This is a genomic window from Nocardioides sp., assembly GCF_047607185.1.
Taxonomy (GTDB): Bacteria; Actinomycetota; Actinomycetes; order Propionibacteriales; family Nocardioidaceae; genus Nocardioides.
Map to the genome: position 1 here is coordinate 1 of NZ_JASGDQ010000014.1, position 6,783 is coordinate 6,783.

At 69.5% G+C, this 6,783-nt stretch carries 4 protein-coding genes and 1 pseudogene; 1 reads left to right on the plus strand and 4 read right to left on the minus strand.

The features are described from left to right. Positions 1 to 238, plus strand: a 238-nt coding sequence (locus QM595_RS01790; RefSeq protein ID WP_415169806.1) for a hypothetical protein, incomplete at its 5' end; no start/stop codon positions are given. 177 nt (positions 239 to 415) lie between these two features. Here QM595_RS01790 and glgB read toward each other — a convergent pair. The 4 genes and pseudogenes from glgB to pucL all read right to left on the minus strand — a co-directional run bounded on the left by glgB (position 416) and on the right by pucL (position 6,521). Next, positions 416 to 2,284, minus strand: a complete 1,869-nt coding sequence (gene glgB / locus QM595_RS01795) for a 1,4-alpha-glucan branching protein GlgB (protein ID WP_415169807.1) — start codon at positions 2,282 to 2,284, stop codon at positions 416 to 418. After that, complete coding sequence (locus QM595_RS01800; RefSeq protein ID WP_415169808.1) at positions 2,281 to 3,741, minus strand: maltokinase N-terminal cap-like domain-containing protein; 1,461 nt, start codon at positions 3,739 to 3,741, stop codon at positions 2,281 to 2,283. Before QM595_RS01800 ends, glgB begins: the two co-directional genes overlap by 4 nt. 64 nt (positions 3,742 to 3,805) lie before the next feature. Further along, a pseudogene (gene treS / locus QM595_RS01805) lies at positions 3,806 to 5,559 on the minus strand (maltose alpha-D-glucosyltransferase). 44 nt (positions 5,560 to 5,603) lie between these two features. Beyond that, positions 5,604 to 6,521 (minus strand): factor-independent urate hydroxylase, encoded by a 918-nt coding sequence (gene pucL, locus QM595_RS01810; RefSeq protein WP_415169809.1) that lies wholly within the window; start codon positions 6,519 to 6,521, stop codon positions 5,604 to 5,606. Positions 6,522 to 6,783 lie beyond the last annotated feature (262 nt).

Sequence of the window (6,783 nt, forward strand, 5' to 3'; positions counted from 1 at the left end):
GATCCGGTCGCGGTACATCCGCACCGCCCTGGCCATCGTCTCCTCGTCATACTTCCTCGCTGCAGGCACGAGCCGATCTTCCTTCCGTGAGTCTCTTCAGACCCTCCGACTCGCCCAGGGCGGTTCATTCACCAAGACCCGCTACCGCGGCATCGGCAAGAACTTGAACCACCTCAAGGTGTTGTTCGCCTCAGCGAACTGGTTGATGCGGGCCCGGGCCGTCGCTCTGATGGGGTGACGGCCCGGGCGCCGGCCTGCCCGAAACCGGCCCACAGGCCCCGGACCCGGGGCGAACGGGCCAGGTCCGCGGGCCTCCCACAGTCCCCCCGGCGCCCGGATCAGGACCGGCCCCGACCGCCACAGCCAGATGGCGCATAGATCAGCGGTTCCCTAGCCAACCGCCGCTGCGCGGGGATCACGCGACGTGGCGCAGCCAGAGGGCGCCCAGGGGGGGCACCCGGACCAGGGCGTAGGCGGGCTGACCGCCGTACGGCGTGCCGATGGCGCTGACCCGGCCCAGATTGCCCACCCCGGAGCCGCCGTAGCTCTCCGCGTCGGTGTTGAGGATCTCCTCCCACTCCCCGGCGTGTGGCAGGCCGAGCCGGTAGCCCTCCTGCGGCACCGCCGCGAAGTTGGCCACGCACACCACGTCGCGGCCGCCGGGGGCGCGCCGGAGGAAGGAGTAGGTGTTGTGGGCGGCGTCGTCGGCGTCGATCCAGGAGAAGCCCTCGGGGGAGTTGTCGCGGCGCCACAGCGCCGGGGAGTCGAGATAGGCGTGGTTGAGGTCGCGGACGGCGGCCCGGACGCCGGCGTGCCACGGGGCGTCGAGCAGCCACCAGTCGAGCTCGCCGGACTCGGCCCACTCGTTGTCCTGGGCGAACTCCGAGCCCATGAAGAGCAGCTGCTTGCCGGGGTGGGCCCACTGGAAGGCGAGCAGGCAGCGCAGCGTGGCCAGCTGTTGCCACCGGTCGCCGGGCATCTTGCGCAGCAGCGAGCCCTTGCCGTGCACCACCTCGTCGTGCGAGATCGGCAGCACGTAGTTCTCCGACCAGGCGTAGGTGAGCGCGAAGGTGAGATCGGTGTGGTGCCAGGAGCGGTGCACCGGATCGCGGTGGACGTAGTCGAGGGTGTCGTGCATCCAGCCCATGTTCCACTTGAAGCCGAAGCCCAGTCCGCCATCGCTGGTGGGGCGGGTGACGCCTGGCCACGAGGTCGACTCCTCGGCGATGGTGGTGATCCCCGGGACCCGCTTGTAGATGGTGGCGTTGAGCTCCTGCAGGAACTGCACCGCCTCCAGGTTCTCCCGGCCACCGTGGCGATTGGGCACCCACTCGCCGTCCTTGCGGGCGTAGTCGAGGTAGAGCATGGAGGCGACCCCGTCGACGCGCAGCCCGTCGGCGTGGAACTCCTCGGCCCAGTAGATCGCGTTGGCGTAGAGGAAGTTGCGCACCTCGGGCCGACCGAAGTCGAAGATGTGCGAGCCCCACTCGGGATGCCAGCCGCGCCGGGGGTCGGGATGCTCGTAGAGCGGGGTGCCGTCGAAGCGCACCAGCCCGAAGTCGTCGGTGGCGAAGTGGCCGGGCACCCAGTCGAGGATCACCCCGATGCCGGCCTGGTGCAGCCGGTCGACGAGCAGCCGGAAGTCGTCCGGGCTGCCCAGCCGCGCGTCCGGCGCGAAGTACGACGTCACGTGGTAGCCCCACGAGCCGCCGAAGGGATGCTGCATCACCGGCATCAGCTCGACATGGGTGAAGCCCAGGTCGGTGACGTACGCCGTCAGCTCCTCGGCCAGCTCGGCGTACCCGCGGCCCCGGCGCCAGGAGCCCAGATGGACCTCGTAGACGCTCATCGGCACCTCGACCGGATTGGCCTCGGCGCGCGCGGTCAGCCAGTCGGCGTCGCCCCAGGCGTAGGTCGACTCGAAGATCCTCGATGCGGTCAGCGGCGGCACCTCGGCCGAGAACGCCATCGGGTCGGCCTTCTCCCGCCAGTGGCCGTCGGCACCGCGGATCGAGAGCTTGTAGCGGTCGCCGGAGCCGGCCTCGGGCACGAAGGCCTGCCACACCCCCGAGCCGGTCCGCGCCATGGCGTGGGTGTCGGTGTTCCAGCCGTTGAAGTCGCCGATCAGCCGGACCTCCCGGGCTCCGGGCGCCCAGACCGCGAAGTCGGTGCCGAGCAGCGCGCCGGCGTCGTCACGACGGACATGGGCGCCCAGCGCCCGCCAGAGCTGCTCGTGGCGGCCCTCGCCGATCAGGTGCAGGTCGATCTCTCCGAGCCCGGTCATCCCAGGCCACCTCCTTCGTCGGAGTCCTCGGCCAGCCGTGCTACCGCAGCGAGCGGGATGTCCAGCCAGCCGGGCCTGTTGCGGGCCTCGTAGACCGCCTCGTAGACCGCCTTGTCGGCGACATAGGCGTCCAGCAGCACCCGCTCGTCGTCGCTGAGGCCGTCGGGGGAGTAGCCGACCAGGAAGTGGTTGCGGTTGCGGATCGCCCACTCCTCGGCCCGGATCCGGCGCTGCTCGCGAGCGACCGGATCGCCGTCGACCTGGCCGTGCTCGATCGCGCGGGGCGCGTAGTCGAAGGAGCGCAGCATCCCGGCCACGTCGCGCCAGCGGGAGTCGGGCAGCATCCGCTCGGCCAGCGGCCGGGCCGGCTCGCCCTCGAAGTCGACCAGCTTCCAGCCCTTCGAGGTGCGCAGCGTCTGGCCGAGGTGGAGGTCGCCGTGCACCCGCTGCACCGTGATCGAGTCCAGATCGGCGACCCGGGTGAAGGTGTCGGCCAGCGGACCGGCGTACGCGCCCAGGGCGGGTACGGCGGCCACGGCCCGCTCCAGCCGCTCGGCCAGCGCCTCGGCCAGCGCCGAGGTGGCCTCCGGGCCCTGCACCTGGGTGGGGAAGTGTTCGGCGAGCTGGCCGTGCACCTCGGCCAGCGCCTCGCCGAGCCGGCTCGCCTCGCCGGCGAAGTCGCCGCCGGAGAGCGAGGCAGGTACCTCCGGGTCGCCGAACAGGGACCGGACGGAAGCCAGCGCGAGGTCCCAGCCGTCGGTGGCGGTGCGGAAGAACTGCTGCAGCATGGCGAGCTGCAGCACCTGCTGCTGCTCCGGCGGCGCGTCGTCGGGGACCAGCACGTCGACCCAGCCGTAGAGCGCCGCGATGTTCTCCGAGCCGGTCTCGGTGAGCACCTGGTGCAGCTGGATGTCGGGGTTGACGCCGGGGGTGACCTTGCGGAAGACCTTCAGGTAGGCGTCCTCGCCGAAGGCCACCGAGGAGTTGGACTGCTCCCCGGAGAACAGCGTGGAGTGCGCGGTCAGGTCGAGATCGTGGCCGGGCAGCGCATGGAAGGCGATCCGGCTGCTCGTGTCGGGCTCGGCGAAGGAGCGCAGCCAGCAGGCCATCGCCTTCCGGTCGTGGAGGGCGTCGTAGGCGTGCACCCAGCCGTTGCCCCAGGGGTAGGTCCGCTCGTCCTCCCACCAGCCGACGAAGGCGTGGTCGAGCCGGGCCTGCGGGTGCTCGTAGAGCGCCAGCGGCACCTGGTAGAGCTCGGTGTCGGCCACGGCGCCGGGCGCCGCGTCGGCGTAGCTGACGCCGACGAGGTAGATGGGCACGATCGGGCTGTCCTCGATCCGGCCGGGGACCTCCCCGATGGTCTCGATGGAGGTGACCTCGAACGGTCGGCCCTTGCCGCTGAACCAGCGGGTGCGGGTGAGGTAGTCCGCGATCACCTGGTGGCTTATGGAGGTCACAGCGTCACCCCTCGCTTCGCTCGTGGCCGCTGTGGTGCCATCGGCTCGCTCGCAAGCTCGCTTCTCACAGTGCCTCCTCCTTCGGCTCGGTGACCGGCTGGGTGAGACGGAACCAGTAGAAGCCGTGGCCGCCCAGGGTGAGCAGGTAGGGGAGCTCGCCGATCGGCGGGAACGGCACCCCGCCCAGCAGCTCCACGGGGACCATGCCCTCGAAGCGGCGCAGGTCGAGCTGCACCGGCTGCGGGAAGCGAGAGAGATTGTTGACGCAGATGATGACGTCGCTGGCTCCGGTCACCTGGTCGAGCTCCGATGCGGCGTTCGTCCCGGTCTCGGAGCGCCGGTGCTCCCGGGCGTAGGAGAGCACCGACGGGTTGGAGCCACCCAGGTCGGCGAAGGAGCCAGCCCGAACGCCGGGTGCTGCTTGCGCACCTGCACCATCCGCTGGGTCCAGCGCAGCAGGCTGGAGGGGTCCTCCAGCTGCGCCTCCACGTTGACGGCCTGGTAGCCGTAGACGGGGTCCTGGACGACGGGGCGGTCGAGCCGGCCGGGGTTGGCCACGGAGAAGCCGGCGTTGCGATCGGGGGACCACTGCATCGGGGTGCGGACCCCGTCTCGGTCGCCGAGCCAGATGTTGTCGCCCATGCCGATCTCGTCGCCGTAGTAGAGCACCGGGGAGCCCGGCAGGGAGAGCAGCAGCGCGGTGAACAGCTCGATCCGGTCGATGTCGTTCTCCAGCAGCGGCGCCAGCCGGCGCCGGATGCCGATATTGGCCTTCATGCGGGGGTCCTTGGCGTACTCGGCCCACATGTAGTCGCGGTCCTCGTCGGTGACCATCTCCAGGGTTAGCTCGTCGTGGTTGCGCAGGAAGATGCCCCACTGGCAGCCGCTCGGGATCGGCGGGGTCTGCTCCAGGATCTCGCTGATCGGGAACCGGGACTCGCGCCGCACCGCCATGAAGATCCGCGGCATCACCGGGAAGTGGAAGCACATGTGGCACTCGGTGCCGATCATGCCGCCGCCTGCGGGGTCCTCGACGGCGCCGAAGTAGTCGACCACGTCGGCGGGCCACTGGTTGGCCTCGGCGAGCAGCACAGTGCCGGGATAGTCGGCGTCCACCATCCGCCGTACCTTCTTGAGGAACTCGTGGGTCTCGGGAAGGTTCTCGCCGTTGCTGCCCTCGCGCTCGTAGAGGTAAGGGACGGCGTCGAGCCGGAAGCCGTCCAGGCCGAGGTCGAGCCAGAACCGCATCGCGCCCAGGATCTCCTCGTGGACCCGGGGGTTCTCGTAGTTGAGGTCGGGCTGGTGGGCGAAGAAGCGGTGCCAGAAGTACTGCTGGCGCACCGGGTCCCAGGTCCAGTTCGACGGCTCGGTGTCGACGAAGATGATCCGGGCGTCGGGGTAGCCGTCGTCGGTGTCGGACCACACGTAGAAGTCGCCATAGGGCCCGCCGGGGTCCTCGCGGCTGGCCTGGAACCAGGGGTGGGCGTCGCTGGTGTGGTTGACGACGAAGTCGATGATCACCTTGATGCCGCGCTGGTGGGCCTCGTCGAGGAAGACCTTGAAGTCGTCGATGGTGCCCACCGCCGGATGGACGCCGGTGAAGTCGGCGACGTCGTAGCCGCCGTCGCGCAGCGGCGAGGGGAAGAACGGCGGCAGCCAGACGCAGTCGACGCCGAGCCAGGCGAGATAGTCGAGCCGCTCGGTCAGGCCGCGGAAGTCGCCGACGCCGTCGCCGTCGGCATCGCGATAGGAGCGGACCAGCACCTCGTAGAAGACGGCCGTCTTGAACCACTCGAGGTCGGCGGTGGCGGGCTCCACCTGTGCAGGGTTGCGCTCCTCGCGGACAAACTCAAGTCCGCCACTCACACAAAGGTCGGCAGGTCGAGCCAGGCATCGGGCGCCGGAGCGGCGCCGTCGCGCACGACGGTTCCCTCGATGAGGCCGTAGGGACGGTCGTCGGCGTGGAAGACCTCGTTCGGGTTCTCCAGGCCGAACGGGGACAGGTCGTAGACGAAGTGGTGCTTGTTGGGCATCGCGAAGCGGACCTCGGCGATCTCCGGGCGCGCCTCGATGGCCGCCTTGCCCATCTCGAACAGGGTCTGCTGCAGGGCCAGCGAGTGCACGCTCGCGAAGGTCGCCAACAGTACGGCGGTGACCTCGGCGTAGAGCCCGTTGTAGTCGATGCCCGCCTCGACGGCCTCGGGCAGGAAGCGCCACCGGCCGGTCACCGAGGTCGCCATCACCCGGTCGTCGGTCTCGACCAGGGTGGTGTACCTGTCGCGGGGGAAGCCGGAGAACTCACTACCGGTCGACTTCAGCACGACCAGGTCCTTGACGCCCCCGGTGACGTGGGTGGCGCCGTCGACCTTCTGCACCGCCGCCAGCCGGGTGCCCTGGCCCTTCCGCACGAAGGAGTGGTCGTGCGGTGCGCCGTCGACGACGATGCGCTCCCAGTCGTACTGCTCGGCCTGCCACAGCCCGCCCTCGATCCACTCGAACGATCCGACGAAGTGGTCGCCCAGCCGCAGCAGGAACTCCTCGACCGAGGGGACGCCGTACTCCTTGGCGAAGGCGAAGATGGTGTTCTTCTGGGTGTCGGTGGCCACGACCAGGGCGTTGTTCCCCGTCAGATAGGAGTCGAGCAGTTGCTCGCCTCGCAACTGCGAGGTGACGTTGAGGTCGATGATCTCGTGCCTGGGCGTGTCTCGCACGATCCGAACCACGCGATTCTCGGCCTTGCCGTACTTGTTGGCTCCCAGGCTCACCGTGACATCGACCATGATCCGTCGCTCCCTCCGTGCGCGTCCGCCCCTGTGGCCCCGCGTTCTGTTGGTGAAGTTATCGCTTAACTGCCGGTCGCGAGTTGCCGTGCGGTAAACCTCGTGTTTCCCCCTCTGTCACGGGTGCGGGCCGACACTAGATGACTTATTCCAAGGGCTGGGGCCGGTGTGGCGAGGGTGAAATAGGTCGAGGGTGTCCAAGAGTCGGTGTTGCGAACCAACTCAAGCTCTGGAGGCTTTCGTGGACACCGATCTGGACACC

Bases quoted from the DNA above. Each gene is read 5' to 3' on its own strand.
- glgB (WP_415169807.1), bottom strand. From the start codon at position 2,284: ATGACCGGGCTCGGAGAGATCGACCTGCACCTGATCGGCGAGGGCCGC.
- pucL (WP_415169809.1), bottom strand. From the start codon at position 6,521: ATGGTCGATGTCACGGTGAGCCTGGGAGCCAACAAGTACGGCAAGGCC.